Below are 15,262 nucleotides of genomic sequence, written 5' to 3'. Positions count from 1 at the left end.
CGACTCGACGACAGGGCGGGCGGCATGCGACGGTGGCTCGAGGAAGGGGTGATCGAGCACGGCCGCCTGCCGCTGCTCTGTTTCCTCCTGGGTTTCATTCTCGGCTTCGTGGTGATCCGGGTCAGCGTGCGGATGATCCGCGCCAACGTCCGCTGGTGGCCGGGCAATGTGAAAGCCGGCGACACGCACATCCACCACATGGTGTTCGGCGTGATCACGGTGCTGCTGTCGGGCATCGGGCTGATCGCCACCGCAGAGGACTCCACCCAGGTCACCTCGAGCGTGCTGGCCGCGGTCTTCGGGATCGGCGCTGCGCTGGTACTCGACGAATTCGCGCTGATCTTCTATCTGCGTGACGTCTATTGGTCCGAGCAGGGCCGCACATCAGTGGACGCTGTCTTCGTCGCCTTCGCGGTCACCGGCCTGCTTCTGCTCGGCGTGCAGCCCGCGACCTTTCTGGACTACGACGACTTCCGGGCATCGCGCGGCGTCGGGGTGCGGGTCGGGGTTGCGGTCACGATCGCGGTGAACCTCGTATTGGCGGCGATCGTGATCGCCAAGGGCAAGATCTGGACCGGACTGTTCGGCATGTTCTTCACGCCACTGCTGCTGGTCGGCGCGGTGCGATTGAGCAGGCCCGGAGCCCCGTGGGCGCGCTGGCGCTACGGTCACCGGCCCAAGACCATGAACCGGGCGGTCGCGCGGGAGCGGCGCTATCGTCGGCCGGTCATCCGCGCGAAGATCTTCATCCAGGACCTGATCGCGGGCAAGCCCGACGTCGAGCACGCGCGCACGGCCGCCGAGGCGGAGTTGGCCCGCACCGTTGTGCCCGCCCCCTCGGCACCGGCGCCGCATCCGCACCTGCTGCCGCGCCGGCGAGCCGACCAGACCGACGAGCAGTGACGGCCCGATTTCGATCAGGGCAACCCGGTCTGGCACAATGAACCGGTTGCCTTGGACGAGTCATGTCCGAGAGCACTCCTGTTCTGAGCATGAACCGGTCGAGCGCGCGAGTGCCGCCAGGTTCCTCTGTTCACGCAAAGAATCCGAAAAGGTGGAAAATGAACACCCTTGATTTCGTAGACGAGAAGTCGCTGCGTAGCGATGTCCCCAACTTCCGTCCGGGCGACACCCTGAACGTGCACGTGAAGGTCATCGAAGGCTCGAAGGAGCGCGTGCAGGTCTTCAAGGGCGTCGTGATCCGGCGCCACGGCGGCGGCATCGGCGAGACCTTCACGGTCCGCAAGGTGTCCTTCGGCGTCGGTGTCGAGCGCACCTTCCCCGTGCACAGCCCCAACATCGACCACATCGATGTCGTGACCCGTGGTGACGTGCGTCGCGCCAAGCTGTACTACCTGCGCGATCTGCGCGGCAAGGCTGCCAAGATCAAGGAAAAGCGCTGATCTCGCAGTAGCACTTCGCAGTACCAGATTTTTTCAGGTAGCCCGGCACCCGACTCAGGTCAGGGTGCCGGGCTACTCTGTTCGGCGTGGCAGACGAAAGTGAGTCGGTGTCCGATTCGGGTGACGAAGGTGGGCGGCGCAAAAAGAAGCGCGGCGACAGGAAGCAGCGCCCGTTCTGGCAGGAGCTGCCGATACTCATCGTGATCGCGGCCGTGATCGCCGCGCTGATGGTGACATTCGTCGGTCGGCCGTATGTGATCCCCTCGCAGTCGATGGAGAACACGCTGCTGATCGGTGATCGCATCTACGTCCAGAAGATCAGCTACTACGGCTCCGAACCAGGGCCGGGCGATGTCGTGGTCTTCGTCGGACCTCCGTCGTGGAACGGGCACTACAAGTCGGTGCGTTCGGACAACACCGTCGTGCGCGGTATGCAGAACTTCCTGTCCTACTTCGGGTTGGTCCCGCCGGATGAGAACGATCTGGTCAAGCGCGTCATCGCGGTCGGCGGACAGACCGTGCAGTGTTGCGATCCACAGGGCCGCGTGATGGTCGACGGCAAACCGCTGGACGAGCCGTACATCAAGAAGGACTACCCCTGGTACACCGATCGTCCCAATGCTGTGTACCCCGCGGGTCGGGTGTTCGGTCCGGTGAAGGTGCCGGAGGGCAATCTGTGGGTGATGGGCGACAACCGCAACGAGTCGGCCGATTCGCGCGCCCACGTCAGCGACGATCTGCAGGGCACGGTCCCGGTGGACAACGTTCGCGGTAAAACCGTCTTCAAGATCTGGCCGCCTAATCGAATGGGCCCGGTGAAGACCGAGAACGCGCAAGAGAACTGACGCGATGAGGACGAGTGTTCCCGGTCCGGTGAAGACCGAGAACGCGCAAGAGAGCTGACACGTTGAGGCGGGGCGGTCCGGGTGAGTGCGTACCCGGGACGCCCGGCGGAACTGACGCGACGGGACAATCGAACTGTGGGGCACGATCGGACCAGCTGGCCGCCGCGGATGGTGATGCGCCGGGCGGGGGGACTACGCACGCTCGAAGCCGCGCTCGTGCGCGGTGGCCTCGCGCCGGTGGCCGGTGTCGACGAGGCGGGACGCGGACCCTGCGCGGGACCGCTGGTGGTCGCCGCGTGCCTGCTGGCGCCCAAGGCCTACGACCGGCTCGCCGGGCTCGACGACTCCAAGAAACTCACGGAGGCGGCTCGTGAGGAGCTGTTCCCGGTGGTTCAGCGGTTGGCGCTGGCGTGGAGTGTCGTCGTGGTGCCCGCGTGGGAGATCGACTCGATCGGTATCCACGTCGCCAATATCGAGGGGATGCGCCGCGCCGTCGTCGGCCTCGAACGCACCCCCGGCTACATCCTGACCGACGGATTCAAGGTTCCCGGTCTGCCCGCGCCGTCACTGCCCGTCATCGGTGGCGACGGCACCGCGGCCTGTATCGCGGCCGCCAGCATCCTGGCCAAGGTGACCAGGGACAGAATGATGGTCGAGCTCGACGCGCAGCTACCCGGCTATGGTTTCGCCGCGCACAAGGGCTACAACACGCCCGAGCACACCGCCGCCCTGCGGCAGCTCGGACCGAGCACCGAACACCGCCGTTCCTGGCGGAATGTGCGGGAACTAGAGGTGCCCGGCGGTAGCCGAGTGGCTACCCGCGCGGCACATGCGCGATGATGTGATCAATGAACGCGGCGCTGCTAGCAGGAGGACGTCCCACCCGTGAGTGCTGAGGACCTCGAGAAGTACGAAACAGAGATGGAACTGTCGTTGTACCGCGAGTACAAGGACATCGTCGGCCAGTTCTCGTACGTGGTGGAGACCGAACGGCGCTTCTACCTGGCCAATTCTGTCGAACTGCGTCCGCAGAACGCCGACGGCGAGGTGTATTTCGAAGTGCGGATGAGCGATGCGTGGGTGTGGGATATGTACCGCCCGGCACGCTTCGTGAAGCATGTTCGGGTGATCACGTTCAAGGACGTGAACATCGAGGAGCTGGAGAAGCCGGACCTGCGCCTGCCGGAGTAGTTGTCCACAGGGCCACGGTTATCCACAGGTTTTCTGTGTGCCCAGGTCGCGGGGACAGTCGGGTCAGGGTCTGTGGCCATGCTTTCGCTCATGGCACACAAACAGGCGCTCGGGGCGTATGGGGAGAAGCTGGCCGCGCAGTATCTGTGCGAGTCGGGGATGGAGATCGTCGCCCGCAATTGGCGGTGTCGCTACGGTGAGCTGGACCTGATCGCTCAGGATCCGTCGATCACCGCGTTCGTCGAGGTGAAGACGCGGTCGGGGCTGGGGTTCGGCACTCCGGCCGAGTCGGTCACCTTCACCAAGCAGCAGCGGATCCGCCGGTTGGCGCTGCTGTGGCTGGCCGAACAGGACGGGCCATGGCGGCGCATCCGCTTCGATGTCGTGTCGGTGCTGGTGCCACGGGGACGCGGTCCGGTCATCGATCACCTGACCGGCGCGTTCTGATGGCGCTCGGGCGGGCGTTGTCGGTAGCGGTGACCGGGGTGGACGGTCAGCTGGTGGAGATCGAGGCCGATATCGGTCAGGGTCTGCCCTCGGTGAATCTGGTCGGGCTGCCCGACACCGCGCTGCAGGAATCGCGCAATCGGGTGCGATCGGCGGTGGCGAATACGGGGGAGCGATGGCCCGACGGTCGAGTGATCCTGGCACTCTCGCCCGCGACGTTGCCGAAGATAGGCAGCGTCTACGACCTCGCCCTGGCGGTTTCGGTGCTCGACGCCTCCGGGGCGGTGCCCGGTGAGCGGCTGGCGAAAACGGTGCTGCTGGGGGAGCTGGCGCTGGACGGTCGGGTGCGGCGGGTGCGCGGGGTGCTGCCCGCGGTGATCGCGGCCCGTCGAGCCGGGCTGCCCACGGTGGTCGTGCCCGCCGAGACGGTGGCCGAAGCGGGACTGGTCGAGGGGATCGAGGTGCTCGGGGCGACGAGCCTGCGGGCCGTGGTGGCATGGCTGCGCGGGGAGGGCGCGCTGCTCGAACCCGACGGTGTGGTGCCGGGAACACAGACGCCGTGCGGTGACCTCAGCGATGTCGTCGGACAGGACGAGGCGCGCTGGGCACTGGAGGTCGCTGCCGCCGGCGGGCACCACCTGCTGCTCACGGGGCCGCCCGGGATCGGCAAAACGATGTTGGCGCAACGCCTTCCGGGGCTGTTGCCACCGCTGTCGGAAGCCGAGTCCCTGGAGGTGACCGCGATCCATTCGATGGCGGGATCGCTGTCGGCCGAACAGCCGTTGCTCACGCTGGCGCCCTTTGTCGCGCCGCATCATTCGACATCGGTGACCGCCATGATCGGCGGTGGTTCCGGCATGGCCCGTCCGGGCGCGGTCAGCCGGGCCCATCGCGGGGTGCTGTTCCTCGACGAATGCGCCGAGATCGGCACCAAAGTGCTGGAGGCACTACGGACCCCGCTAGAAGAGGGGGAGGTGCGCATCGCCCGGCGCGACGGCGTTGCTCGCTACCCTGCCCGCTTCCAGCTCGTATTGGCGGCCAATCCCTGTCCGTGTGCGCCGGCCCGCGACGTGGACTGCATCTGCGCGCCCCTGGCGCGACGTCGGTACCTGGGAAAACTGTCCGGGCCGCTGCTGGACCGCATCGATATCTGGGTTCAGATGCACGGGCAGGCCGGTACGACGTTCGGCGACGATCAGGCCGAGGGCAGCAGCACGGTGGCCGAACGCGTCGCGCGGGCAAGAGCCCGCGCGGCGCAGCGGTGGAGCGAGGACGGGTGGGCTACCAATGCCGAAGTGCCGGGTCATGTTCTGCGCAAGCGATTCACCTTGCCGCGGGAATCGATCGCGCCGATCGAGACGGCCTTGCGGCTGGGACGCATGTCGGCCCGCGGCGCCGATCGCGCGATCCGGGTCGCGTGGACGGTCTGCGATCTGCGCGAAGGGGAACTGCCCACGGTGCGGGATGTGATGTCGGCGTTGAACTTCCGGCAGCGAGGTGCGCAATGAGCGAGGTGCGTGCGGTCGGCGCGGCGGTGGACCCCGACGGTGATCCGGACGAACGCAGACTCGCCTGGGTATATCTGTCGCGGGTGGTGCAGGGGCCGTGTGCGCCACTGTCGGCATTGATCGCGTCGGTCGGGGTGTGCGAGGCCGCGCGGGCGGTCCGTGAGCGCGAGCTGCCCACGGCATTGCGCGGTCCCACCGCCGCACGACGCGAGATGGACTCGGCGGCAGCGGATGTGGACGCCATCGAACGTCTGGGCGGGCGGGTGATCACGCCCGACGACGACGAATGGCCCAGCTGGCGGATGCTCGGACTCGATCAACTCGACACCGAGCGCGATCGCGAGGCGGCGGTCCCGCTGGTGCTGTGGGCGCGTGGTCCCCTCTCCCTGCACACCGCGTCCGAACGCGCCGTCGCGGTGGTCGGTTCGCGGTGTAGCAGCGGATACGGGTTGCAGGTGGCGAGCGAGATCGCGTGCGACCTGGCAGGCCGGGGCTGGACAATCGTCTCCGGTGCGGCTTTCGGCATCGACGCGGCGGCACACCGGGCGGCCCTCGCCGTCGGCGGAGCCACGGTCGCGGTCCTTGCCTGCGGTGTCGACCGCCCCTATCCGGCGCAGCACGACCGCCTTCTCGCCGCCATCGCCGACAGCGGTCTGGTCGTGAGCGAATACCCGCCGGGCATCTCGGCGCAGAAACACCAGTTCCTGGCCAGGAATCGATTGATCGCGACCCTCGGGGACGGCGTGCTGGTGGTCGAAGCGGGTCTGCGCAGCGGCGCTCGCAACACTGTGAAGTGGGCCCGCAGGCTGGGTCGGCCCGCCATGGCTGTGCCCGGGCCCGTGGGGTCGGCTTCCTCGGCGGGCTGTCATCGAATGATCAGAGACGGGGAGGCTGTGCTGGTCACCCGCGCCGACGACGTCGTCGACGAGGCAGGGCCACTGCGGCTCCCGGTCACCGACGGCAACCCGGCGGAGCCGGGTGCCGATCTGCGCGGGGCCGAAGCCGAGATCTATGCGGCGCTCCCCGTCATCGGTTCGCGCCTACCTCGCGAACTGTCTCAACAATCCGGACTGGACCTGGCGACCGTCCGGGCGGTCCTGCCGAGCCTGGAACTCGCCCAACTGGTCGGCTGCGACTCGGACGGATGGTTTCGGACATCGCGCCGACAGGCGAGCTGATGGCGGCGCGCTCGGCGGATGACGGACATCGACCTGGGGCGGTTCAGCTGCGTCATGTCCTTTCGCGCTAGGTCGCGACGGAGCAGTCCGCCGGATGCGCGCCACCCTGGCATCGCTGTTCGATGCCACTGTCTCCCGGACCCCGGACCCCGGACCCCGGACCCCGGACCCCGGACCCCGGACCCCGGACCCCGGACCCCGGACCCCGGATGCCTTCGTCCAGACCCCGATGGCAGGCGAGCCTGATGGTCGGCACGGCGGCGATGAAGGCGGAAACGAACAGACCCGCGCAATACGTGGGGTGCAGGGCTCGCCGTCGAACGGCGGCGTGGTGGGTTGCGCGGGGGGCGGGTAAGGGTGACGGTGGGGTTATGGATGTGCTTCCTGATGACCTGACCGCACTGCTCACCGAGTTCGGGCGGCATCTGCGGTTGGGGCGGAATCGGTCGGCGCATACCGTGCGGGCTTATCTCGGGGATGTGCGCTCGCTGCTCGAGCATCTGTACGCGCGGTCGGCGGATTCGGCGGTGCGAGAACTGGATCTGCCGTTGCTGAGGTCGTGGCTGGCGGAGCTCGCGGCGGCCGGGGTGGCGCGGACGACTTTGGCTCGGCGAGCTTCGGCGGCAAGGACTTTCACGGCGTGGTTGACCGAGACCGGGCGGCTCGGCGTCGACCCGGGGCTGCGCCTGCAGGCGCCGACAGCCCATCGTGTGCTGCCCGCGGTGCTCGGCCGCAAGCAAGCCGAGCAGGCGATGGACGCGGCGGAATCCGGGGCGGCACAGCAGGATCCGATGGCGCTGCGCGATCGTCTGGTTGTGGAGTTGTTGTACGCCACCGGAATTCGGGTCAGTGAGCTGTGCGGGCTCGATCTCGACGATATCGATCGGGAGCGTCGCCTGGTGCGGGTGCTCGGCAAGGGCAACAGGGAGCGCTCGGTGCCGTTCGGTGGTCCCGCCGACACCGCGCTGGACGCCTGGCTCAGGGCCGGTCGCCCCGCACTGGTCAACAGCGATTCGGGCCGCGCCTTGCTCATCGGCCAACGTGGCCGTCGCCTCGACCAGCGACAGGCCCGCGCCGTCGTTCACGAGGTCATCGCCGCGATCCCCGGCGCTCCCGATATGGGCCCGCACGGCCTACGCCACACCGCCGCCACCCATCTCCTCGAAGGGGGCGCCGACCTGCGCGTTGTCCAGGAACTCCTCGGTCACGCCAGCATGGCGACCACCCAGCTGTACACCCATGTCTCGGTAGAACGACTCAAACGAGTTCACGACCAGGCCCACCCCCGCGCCTGACCCGCCCGCAACCCTGCCGGTTCCCGCTGTCGCGGGCGAGCATCGTCGTCGATACCCCTGTCGAGAGCCTCCCGCCACGCGTGCTCGGCCGCGGTGCGATCCCGGCGCGTGAGCCGATCGAGGTAGCCGCGCAACGGTGCACCACGCAACGGTGCCTTCGCCACCGCACCTTTCCGCCAGTCGGTGGTGGTTGTGCGTGGGCGGAGAGCCGTGGCGTCGGGTACATGCGACGGCGATCGCCTGTACGTCGCTCGCACCACCGTCGACCGACAGGGTCGACGCCACGCTCGCGGTGATCCTGAGCGGGCGGATCGGGGTAGCGCATGATGGGGGCAGGAGGTGGTGGTTGTGACGTTGCCCGGGGTCGGGGCCGAGTCGGAGGACGGCGAGGAGGAGGTGGACTATCGGTTCACCCTGGCCAACGAGCGCACGTTTCTGGCGTGGATCAGGACCGCGATCGGCCTGCTCGCGGGCGGTGTCGCGGTACATACTCTCGTTCAGCCGACCCGGCTGGCCGGATTCGCGGGCGCCATCTCGATCATCTGCCTGATCATGGCGCTGGCCGTCGCGGTCGTCGCCTTCCGGCACTGGCGTCGGGTGGATCTCGCGATGCGGGCGGGCCGTTCGTTGCCGGGGACAGTTCTCGTCCCTGTGTTGTCGGCCGGTGTCGCGGTTGTCGCCGTGCTCGCCTGCGTGGCGGTCATGCTGTCGTGACCGCACCGACCTTGGCGATGGAGCGCACCGCCCTGGCCTGGCGGCGTACCGCACTCGGGGCGGCCGCCTGCGCGATGCTCCTGGCCCACGAGGCAACCGTCGACGGTCGGCCGAGGTGGTCGATTCCGCTCGCCGCCGCCACAGTCGCCCTGCTCCTGGCCGTAGTCGGCTGGGCGCGCGGGCGCGCACTCGATCGCGGACATGTGGGCGGCTCTGCCCGATTCGTCGCGACCACCACCCTCGCCGTCGCGACCGTCTCCGTCATCGCGGTGCTCACTGTGCTGCTCAACGGATAGCGCGGCCGCTCCGCGACACATCGCGGGACCGCACCGTCGCGCGGAGGCTGTTCAGCAAGCGACACCGCGACCCGCGCATCTCGGTACGCCGCGACCTATCACTTGTGCGCCGGATCGATCATTGGCGCGGTGGTGGCCCGATGGTCGGAGGAAATCGGTCGACGCCCGCCGGGCCGGAAAATAGTGTGGTGGACGTGACTTCCCTGCGTGAGCGGTTGCGTGCCGCATTGAAACCCGCGATGAAGGCCCGTGACGCCGGTGCGGTCTCGGCGTTACGTTCAGCGCTCGCCGCTATCGATAACGCGGAGGCGGTCGATGCCGGTGACGTGCGGGCCGGCGCCGTAGAGGAGAGCCCGGTCGGTCTCGGTGCGGCCGAGGCGGCTCGCCGCGACCTCACCGAGGTCGAGATCGAGGCGATCGTTCGCCGTGAGATCGATGAGAGACGTTCCGCGGCAACCGAGTACGACCGGCTCGGTGCGATCGACCGTCGCGATCGGTTGACTGCGGAAGCCGACGCGCTGGCCGTACTGTTCTGACATCCGCACCCCGTCCGGGCCCGGCGCTACGTCAGCTGTTGGTGGGCAGGGTATTCAGGTACCGGTGGGCGAACCAGCGCTGGATCAACCGGACCACAGGTCCGCCGAGGCGGACGTACCAGGCGCCCGGCCGGGAGAAGGCGGCGACCAGGCCGTAGACGGTGTCGTCGGCCGGGTCGTATTCGACGGCGAACAGCTCCTCGCCGACTTCTGGATGTCCCGGCAGCGTTCCGTAGGCGAAACCCCGGCGGTCGGGTTCGTCCAGGACGTAGACGACGCGGCACGGCGCGCTGATGTCGAGTGGCCAGATGCGCAGAACTACCGTCAATTCGGTTCCGGGCTGTGCGGTTTCGGTGTCGGCGCTTCGAAAAGCGCCAACGCCCTTCTGTATTCCGAAGTCGAGGATGTGGGTGGCCGCGCGCTCGAACAGATCGCGGCCGTGGCCGATCGGCCGCCGATTTCGGAACCGGTGGTACCCCTCGGGCATCACGGCGCGAGTGGCACCCACTTCGGGGTAGGTGAAAGGTGCTGATTTCTCGGACACGTCTCGATTCTCGTCCGCTGCGCGCCGCCGCGGTCTCGGGGTGGCGGAGCGTTTCGTCACATCACGGTTCCCACGGTTTCAAGCGGACCGGTACCTCGTGCAGGAGTCCGAGCGGGTCGAGGTATTCGCGCCGGCTGTGGGCACCGGACTCACGGCGGGCTCCCCAGTGCAGGCAGGCCGCGGCCGGACACCCCTCGTGCCCGGCCACCAGCTTGCCGACGGGTGTGCCCCTGGCCACCCGGCTTCCTACCGCGACCTGCGCCGTCACCGGTTCATAGGTGGTGCGCAAGCCGCCCGGATGATCGATGGACACCACCGGTTTGCCCGCCACTTCCCCCGCGAACACCACGATGCCCTCGCCTGCCGCCAGCACGGCCTGTCCGGCTATCCCCGCCAGATCCACCCCTCGGTGCCCCGGCAGCCAATTCCGCTCCGGCTTGTCGAATGGGCGCTCCACCGTCGGGCGCGGTCGCAAGGGCCAGCCGAACGGCCCCGCTTCGGCCGCATCGGCAGGCACCGCACCACCGAGCACGATCGCCACGGAGCAGGCGATCCCCAGTACTCGCGCGAGCACCGACCGCCTCCGTGTCACTGTCGGTCGCAGGTTTCCGAGGAGGAGAACGCGCTCGTGACGGTTCGCCACCGCCGACCACGCGCCGCGGTCGAGCTGCCAGCGATCGACTCGCCGAGGGCGCGGCGTCACCCGCAGCGCGCCGTCGTGGCTGCCGGACAACCGCGGTCTCAGCGGTGCGGTCGCGGTGTCGGTACACGGTGCTGCGGCGCCAACGATCGAAGCATCTCCCGCACGACCGCGGGCAACTCCGTCGCCGACCCGCTCCCGTCGCCGACCCGGACCAGGACCTCGATCTCCGACCGAGCCCCCGCGCTCTGGTCGATCCCCTGCGGCCGCGCCGGCGCGGAACCGAGATCGTGGATCGTCACCTGAACCGGAACCGGCGCGGGAACGAGTTCGCGTCGAGGCACGATCACGGGAACCACGGTCGGCTCCCGACCACAAGGGACGGTGATGGAGGGCTGCTGCGGCATTTGTCCCGGCACGCTGGCGCCGCGCATGCCGTTCGGCGAGGGCCTCGGCGGGAGTTCGACGGCTACCGCCGCTCCGAGGACGACCGCGACAGGAATGTCCCCCGCCGGTCGACCTGCCGCCGGAGTGCCCGGCGAGTTCGACGGCGGTTTCGACCCGTGCGGCGCGATCGGCACCGTGCCGGGCGCGCCCGCCTGCTGTGCCGGGCGAATCGCTTGGCCCACCCGCTCGGAGGGGTGGGTCGCGACGACGGCTGTCCACGTTCCTCCCTCAGCGCATTTCGGCGATGGGTCACGGTGGTGGGGGACCGACGGTGCAACCTCCGCGGTGGGCGGTCGACGTGCCGGTTGAGTGCCGCCGTCGGGGTGCGCCGCCGCCGGTGCGGCAGCGACTCCCGCCGCGCAGAGCAACGGAAAAGTGGTGATCAGGGTGCGTGTCAACATGTGCATGCCCCAACTCTGGGTGCAGGACAACCGCGCCGGGACGACGATTTCGGGATTGTGGACAACTTTCCTCCTTGTGGATATCGCGTGCTTCATTCGCGATCCGGGCGGTCGTCGCGCAGGGCCGATTTCGGACCTGGCCCGGCTCCGCGTAGACTGAACAAGCGGTTTGTGCTCAGCAGCCATTGCGTGTGCACAGCACGGACCGACTTCGCGCGCCACCCGTGCTCGTCCATCCGGTCGTCGCTCGCAATGCAGACGGTCCGCAAGGGCAGGTCAGCGCGAGTTCTCCAGCGGATGAACAGGAAATCGTCGGCTGGTCCCGGATTCTTCGAATCGGGTCCGGCGGTTTCGGTGGCGCCAGGGCAGTCGATCACCGATCGACAGCGACAACCGGCAACGAAAGAGAGATACGAGGGCTATGCCTGTCGTAACTATGAAGCAGCTGCTCGACAGCGGCGCGCACTTCGGCCACCAGACTCGTCGGTGGAACCCGAAGATGAAGCGGTTCATCTTCACCGACCGCAACGGCATCTACATCATCGACCTGCAGCAGACGCTGACCTTCATCGACAAGGCCTACGAGTTCGTCAAGGAGACTGTCGCCCACGGTGGCACCGTCCTCTTCGTCGGGACCAAGAAGCAGGCCCAGGAGTCGATCGCTTCCGAGGCGCTGCGCGTCGGAATGCCCTACGTCAACCAGCGTTGGCTGGGTGGCATGCTCACCAACTTCTCCACCGTGCACAAGCGCCTGCAGCGCCTCAAAGAACTCGAGGCGATGGAGCAGACCGGTGGCTTCGAGGGTCGCACCAAGAAGGAAATCCTCATGCTCACGCGTGAGATGACCAAGCTGGACCGCACCCTCGGCGGTATCCGTGACATGGCCAAGGTTCCCTCGGCCATCTGGATCGTCGATACCAACAAGGAGCACATCGCCGTCGGCGAGGCGCGCAAGCTGAACATCCCGGTCATCGCGATCCTGGATACCAACTGCGACCCCGACCTGGTCGATTACCCGATCCCGGGTAACGACGACGCGATCCGTTCCGCCGCACTGCTCACCAAGGTCGTCGCTTCCGCGGTGGCCGAGGGCGTGCAGGCCCGCGCGGGCCAGGCTTCCGGCGACGCGAAGCCCGAAGCCGGCGCAGGCGAGCCGCTGGCCGAGTGGGAGCAGGAGCTCCTGTCCTCGGCGACCCCGGCCGCTGAGGTAGCCGAAGCCGTCGAGACCCCGGCCGAGGCCGAGGCCGACCCGGCGCAGCACACCCCGGCTGACTTCTGAGCTGACCGGTAGCTTTACGTTCACCTTGCCGGCCCTTCTGAATTCAGAAGCGGTCGGCAAGGTGGTGTTAACACTCAAGCACCCCACACACGAGGAGGCTCGCCGCATATGGCGAACTACACCGCTGCTGATGTGAAGCGGCTCCGGGAGCTCACCGGCTCCGGCATGATGGACTGCAAGAACGCGCTGGCCGACTCCGACGGCGATTTCGACAAGGCCGTCGAGGTGCTGCGCATCAAGGGCGCCAAGGACGTCGGCAAGCGCGCCGAGCGCGCGACCGCCGAGGGTCTGGTCATCGCCAAGGACGGCGTCATGGTCGAGATCAACTGCGAGACCGACTTCGTCGCCAAGAACGCTGAGTTCCAGCAGCTGGCCGACGCCATCGTCACTGCGGCCGCCGCTGCCAAGCCCGCCGACCTGGACGGTCTGAAGGCGCTCAAGCTGACCGACGGCACCGTTGACGACGCCGTGCAGGCGCTGTCGGCCAAGATCGGCGAGAAGCTGGAACTGCGTCGCGTCGTGTCCTTCGACGGCACCGTCGCCACCTACCTGCACAAGCGTGCTTCGGACCTGCCGCCCGCCGTCGGCGTGCTGGTGGAGTACGAGGGCACCGGCGACGGCGCCGCCGATGCCGCGCGTGCCGCCGGCATGCAGGTGGCCGCGCTCAAGGCCAAGTACCTGACCCGCGAGGAGGTGCCCGCCGATATCGTCGACGCCGAGCGTCGCATCGCCGAGGAGACCGCGCGCGAAGAGGGCAAGCCCGAGGCCGCGCTGGCGAAGATCACCGAAGGCCGCGTCAACGGCTTCTTCAAGGACGTCGTGCTGCTCGAGCAGTCCGCCGTCACCGACTCCAAGAAGACCGTCAAGGCGCTTCTGGAAGACGCGGGCGTGAACGTGAAGCGTTTCGCTCGTTTCGAGGTCGGCCAGGCCTGATCCGCCTGAACTCCACGAAAAGCCTCTTCGGCGCGGTGTGATGCCGCGTCGGAGGGGCTTTCCTCATGGATCGACCGACCCCACTTCCGGGTGGCCGCAACCTGATAGGGCAGGATGGATGCCGCCTGCTCGCCCCGCTCTCGACCTCGCCGAAGGAGACGAACACCCATGACCGACCCGGGTAACGACCGCCCTGGATACCACCGGGTGCTGCTCAAGCTGGGTGGGGAGATGTTCGGTGGTGGCGGGGTAGGCCTCGATCCCGACGTCGTGCAGACCGTGGCCGAGCAGATCGCCGAGATCGTCGAGACCGGCGTGCAGGTGGCCGTGGTGATCGGCGGCGGCAACTTCTTCCGCGGCGCCGAGTTGGAGGAGCGCGGTATGGAGCGGGCCCGTTCCGACTATATGGGCATGCTCGGCACCGTGATGAACAGCCTCGCCCTCCAGGATTTCCTCCAGCAGCAGGGCGTGGACACCCGCGTGCAGACCGCCATCACGATGGGCCAGGTCGCCGAGCCCTACCTGCCGCTACGCGCCAAGCGCCACCTCGAGAAGGGGCGCGTCGTGATCTTCGGCGCGGGAATGGGCATGCCCTACTTCTCCACCGATACCACCGCCGCCCAGCGCGCGCTGGAAATCGGCGCCGAGGTGGTGCTGATGGCCAAAGCGGTCGACGGTGTCTTCGACGCCGACCCGCGCGTCGAGCCGAACGCGAGCATGTTCACCGAGATCACTCACAAGGAAGTGATCGAGAAGGGTCTGAAGGTGGCCGATGCCACTGCCTTCAGTCTCTGCATGGACAACCAGATGCCGATGCTGGTGTTCAATTTGTTGATCGAGGGCAATATTGCCCGCGCAGTCGCCGGTGAACCCATCGGCACCCTGGTTCGGTCGTGACCCCGCACCCGCGGACGATGACGATGACGACGCTGTGGAGGATTCGGTCGTGATTGATGAAGCGCTCTTCGATGCCGAAGAGAAGATGGAAAAAGCCGTAACGGTGGCCAAGGACGACCTGGGCAGCATCCGTACCGGTCGCGCCAACCCGGGCATGTTCACCCGCGTGCTGATCGAGTACTACGGCTCGCTCACCCCGATCACCCAGGTTTCGAGCATCACCGTGCCCGAGCCGCGCATGGTCGTGATCAAGCCCTACGAGCAGAGCTCGCTCGGCCTGATCGAGAACGCCATTCGCAACTCCGACCTGGGCGTTAACCCGACCAACAACGGCGACATCCTGCGCATCTCGGTGCCACAGCTCACCGAGGAACGTCGCCGCGAGATGGTCAAGATGGCCAAGAGCAAGGGCGAGGACGCCAAGGTCTCGATTCGCAACGTGCGTCGCAAGGCGATGGACGAACTGGGTCGCATCCAGAAGGATGGCGAAGCGGGTGAGGATGAGGTCGGGCGCGCCGAGAAGGAGCTCGACAAGACCACCGCCAAGTACGTGGCGCAGGTCGACGAGCTGGTCAAGCACAAGGAAGCCGAACTGCTCGAGGTCTGAGCGCCAGATCTCGCCAGTCCCGCTCGTGCGGGGGATGAACGGAACGACGAGTTGAGCGACGGGACAATCGTGGCCGAAGACGCCGCCGCCACCGGGGCGGC

At 67.8% G+C, this 15,262-nt stretch carries 19 protein-coding genes; 16 read left to right on the top strand and 3 right to left on the bottom strand.

The features are described 5' to 3' along the window. Positions 1-24 precede the first annotated feature (24 nt). From NA12_RS10820 to NA12_RS10765, 12 genes are all read left to right on the top strand, one after another. The gene (locus NA12_RS10820; protein WP_067448962.1) at positions 25-903 is read left to right on the top strand and encodes a hypothetical protein; all 879 of its coding nucleotides are present in this window, start codon (positions 25-27) and stop codon (positions 901-903) included. Between the two features lie 158 nt (positions 904-1,061). After that, positions 1,062-1,403, top strand: a complete 342-nt coding sequence (rplS, locus tag NA12_RS10815; protein ID WP_067448960.1) for a 50S ribosomal protein L19 — start codon at positions 1,062-1,064, stop codon at positions 1,401-1,403. Between the two features lie 86 nt (positions 1,404-1,489). Next, entirely contained in the window at positions 1,490-2,248 is a 759-nt protein-coding gene (lepB, locus tag NA12_RS10810) for a signal peptidase I (protein ID WP_084472662.1), read from the top strand. Between the two features lie 135 nt (positions 2,249-2,383). After that, positions 2,384-3,088 (top strand): ribonuclease HII, encoded by a 705-nt coding sequence (locus NA12_RS10805; protein ID WP_084472661.1) that lies wholly within the window; start codon positions 2,384-2,386, stop codon positions 3,086-3,088. A 45-nt stretch (positions 3,089-3,133) separates the two neighbouring features. Beyond that, positions 3,134-3,439 (top strand): DUF2469 domain-containing protein, encoded by a 306-nt coding sequence (locus tag NA12_RS10800; protein ID WP_011210678.1) that lies wholly within the window; start codon positions 3,134-3,136, stop codon positions 3,437-3,439. Between the two features lie 90 nt (positions 3,440-3,529). Beyond that, positions 3,530-3,886 carry a YraN family protein gene (locus NA12_RS10795; RefSeq protein WP_067448956.1) on the top strand — a complete coding sequence of 119 codons (357 nt, stop codon included), beginning with the start codon at positions 3,530-3,532 and terminating at the stop codon, positions 3,884-3,886. After that, a complete protein-coding gene (locus NA12_RS10790; protein ID WP_067448954.1) occupies positions 3,886-5,394 on the top strand; it encodes a YifB family Mg chelatase-like AAA ATPase in 1,509 nt (502 codons plus the stop codon). The genes NA12_RS10795 and NA12_RS10790 overlap by 1 nt, the downstream gene beginning before the upstream one ends. After that, positions 5,391-6,572 carry a DNA-processing protein DprA gene (gene dprA / locus NA12_RS10785; protein ID WP_067448952.1) on the top strand — a complete coding sequence of 394 codons (1,182 nt, stop codon included), beginning with the start codon at positions 5,391-5,393 and terminating at the stop codon, positions 6,570-6,572. The genes NA12_RS10790 and dprA overlap by 4 nt, the downstream gene beginning before the upstream one ends. Before the next feature lie 371 nt (positions 6,573-6,943). Beyond that, positions 6,944-7,867, top strand: coding sequence for a tyrosine recombinase XerC (locus NA12_RS10780; protein ID WP_067448950.1), 924 nt, complete (start codon positions 6,944-6,946; stop codon positions 7,865-7,867). Positions 7,868-8,215: 348 nt separating this feature from the next. Next, positions 8,216-8,581: a YidH family protein gene (locus NA12_RS10775; RefSeq protein ID WP_067449480.1), complete on the top strand. Its 366-nt coding sequence runs from the start codon at positions 8,216-8,218 to the stop codon at positions 8,579-8,581. Then, a complete protein-coding gene (locus NA12_RS10770) occupies positions 8,578-8,877 on the top strand; it encodes a DUF202 domain-containing protein (protein WP_084472657.1) in 300 nt (99 codons plus the stop codon). The genes NA12_RS10775 and NA12_RS10770 overlap by 4 nt, the downstream gene beginning before the upstream one ends. A gap of 194 nt (positions 8,878-9,071) precedes the next feature. Then, positions 9,072-9,413: a GatB/YqeY domain-containing protein gene (locus tag NA12_RS10765; RefSeq protein ID WP_243654686.1), complete on the top strand. Its 342-nt coding sequence runs from the start codon at positions 9,072-9,074 to the stop codon at positions 9,411-9,413. A 31-nt stretch (positions 9,414-9,444) separates the two neighbouring features. Here the strand turns inward: NA12_RS10765 and NA12_RS10760 are convergent, their stop codons facing one another. The 3 genes from NA12_RS10760 to NA12_RS10750 all read right to left on the bottom strand — a co-directional run bounded on the left by NA12_RS10760 (position 9,445) and on the right by NA12_RS10750 (position 11,451). After that, positions 9,445-9,957, bottom strand: coding sequence for a DUF1990 domain-containing protein (locus NA12_RS10760; protein ID WP_067448946.1), 513 nt, complete (start codon positions 9,955-9,957; stop codon positions 9,445-9,447). Between the two features lie 61 nt (positions 9,958-10,018). Next, a complete protein-coding gene (locus NA12_RS10755; RefSeq protein WP_371855989.1) occupies positions 10,019-10,498 on the bottom strand; it encodes a M23 family metallopeptidase in 480 nt (159 codons plus the stop codon). Between the two features lie 200 nt (positions 10,499-10,698). Then, positions 10,699-11,451 (bottom strand): hypothetical protein, encoded by a 753-nt coding sequence (locus NA12_RS10750; RefSeq protein ID WP_132369659.1) that lies wholly within the window; start codon positions 11,449-11,451, stop codon positions 10,699-10,701. A 415-nt stretch (positions 11,452-11,866) separates the two neighbouring features. Here NA12_RS10750 and rpsB point away from each other — a divergent pair, with 415 nt between their 5' ends. The 4 genes from rpsB (at position 11,867) to frr (ending at position 15,161) form a co-directional block, all read left to right on the top strand. Further along, complete coding sequence (gene rpsB, locus NA12_RS10740) at positions 11,867-12,724, top strand: 30S ribosomal protein S2 (protein WP_067448940.1); 858 nt, start codon at positions 11,867-11,869, stop codon at positions 12,722-12,724. Positions 12,725-12,832: 108 nt separating this feature from the next. After that, positions 12,833-13,657 (top strand): translation elongation factor Ts, encoded by an 825-nt coding sequence (gene tsf, locus NA12_RS10735; protein ID WP_067448938.1) that lies wholly within the window; start codon positions 12,833-12,835, stop codon positions 13,655-13,657. Between the two features lie 168 nt (positions 13,658-13,825). Next, the gene (gene pyrH / locus NA12_RS10730) at positions 13,826-14,554 is read left to right on the top strand and encodes a UMP kinase (protein ID WP_067448936.1); all 729 of its coding nucleotides are present in this window, start codon (positions 13,826-13,828) and stop codon (positions 14,552-14,554) included. A gap of 49 nt (positions 14,555-14,603) precedes the next feature. Next, the gene (gene frr / locus NA12_RS10725; RefSeq protein WP_067449478.1) at positions 14,604-15,161 is read left to right on the top strand and encodes a ribosome recycling factor; all 558 of its coding nucleotides are present in this window, start codon (positions 14,604-14,606) and stop codon (positions 15,159-15,161) included. Positions 15,162-15,262: the final 101 nt, after the last annotated feature.

Origin of the sequence: Nocardia alba NBRC 108234 (assembly GCF_001612665.1) — a bacterium.
Lineage (GTDB): Bacteria > Actinomycetota > Actinomycetes > Mycobacteriales > Mycobacteriaceae > Nocardia > Nocardia alba.
The sequence above is the reverse complement of the archived record's forward strand: the minus strand, read 5'-3'. Positions and strand labels throughout refer to the sequence as shown.